The sequence below is a fragment of the Phocaeicola sp. RTP21198st1_B8_RTP21198_201120 genome (assembly GCF_040929485.1).
Lineage (GTDB): Bacteria > Bacteroidota > Bacteroidia > Bacteroidales > Bacteroidaceae > Phocaeicola > Phocaeicola dorei.
Genome location: NZ_JBCOCI010000213.1, coordinates 1 through 1,143, shown reverse-complemented (window position 1 = coordinate 1,143; position 1,143 = coordinate 1). Strand labels below are relative to the sequence as shown.

Annotated in this window: 1 protein-coding gene; it reads right to left on the bottom strand. The window is 39.7% G+C overall.

Annotated features, from left to right (window positions below; genetic code table 11):
• Positions 1 to 121: 121 nt before the first annotated feature.
• The coding region (locus AB5935_RS24625; RefSeq protein WP_368327714.1) for a DUF5627 domain-containing protein at positions 122 to 1,143 on the bottom strand (1,022 nt) is incomplete at its 5' end.

Genomic DNA, 1,143 nt, shown 5'->3' with positions numbered 1-1,143 from the left:
CTCCGGTTTCTCTGTCTTGTAGTCCGCAAAAAGCGCATCCGCACAAGATACAGTTATTCCGGCAACCATAGCAAGCAGTAAAATTCTATTATAGTATTTCATATTCTTCTAGATTTAACGATTAATTCTTCACATAGATCGGCGTAAAATCTTCTCTTGCCACGCCACGACTATGCGCAACCAGTGTATCTTCTGTTTCAAGCTTTAATCCATTACTGAAATCCACAGTATACTTCAAATAAATGGCATCACGGTCTTTATTACCCCAACTATTCTTCTCACCGTCTTGAACAAACTTACCAGTACCAGTAGCCGTAACGCCGTCCAACCCGGAAACCACACATTCATCGCCATTAAAAACCAGCAGCAACTTATAACTGATATTACGCGGATTGTCTGTTGTCCCTAAATTGGTAGTAACTGTAAGAATGGTTTCAGTCAAAGATTTTGTTACAGTCTGACATATTTCATCATCTTCTACATACTCGTTATGGCGATCATTCTCGGTAGTTGTCCCGTTTTCTGTCACTTTGTCCACGCCATGACGCAGATACTTACCAGTCCATTTATTGATGTATTTCACACAATAAAGTACATAATCCTGTGGTTGCACCAACCACACTGACGAATTACATCTGACGGCTTCTGCCCCTTCGGACAAAGTACCATTCAAAATACGGTCAGCATTAGTCACACCTGTCATTACCAAAGGTATAACATAGGTAGCGGTCAATGCTTCGGGATCAGCAAAAAAAGCATCAGTAAATGAGACTTCCACACCATCCATCAATACATTCTTCAGAGTGATCTTATCATCAGATAATGTATAGTAGTTGGAAGGCATAGCTTTTACCGGCACATTTTCAGATGCAGAAGTATACGAATAATAAAGGTTATCACATAATGTATTGTCTACTTCAATATCTATCGTGATATCCTTCTTATTAGCATAAACACCGCCCATAGTAGCATTAATCTTACATTTATGAGCATTGTCCAGCGTCGTATCATACTCATCTTCACCCATAACCAACGTTCTCACCGGATACTGGGTTGCAAAATAGACTGAAGTGCCACCCTCATAATCAGGAAATTCATTATCTTGATTTTCACAGGATGTTATCGTCCATGAAACAAAGACTC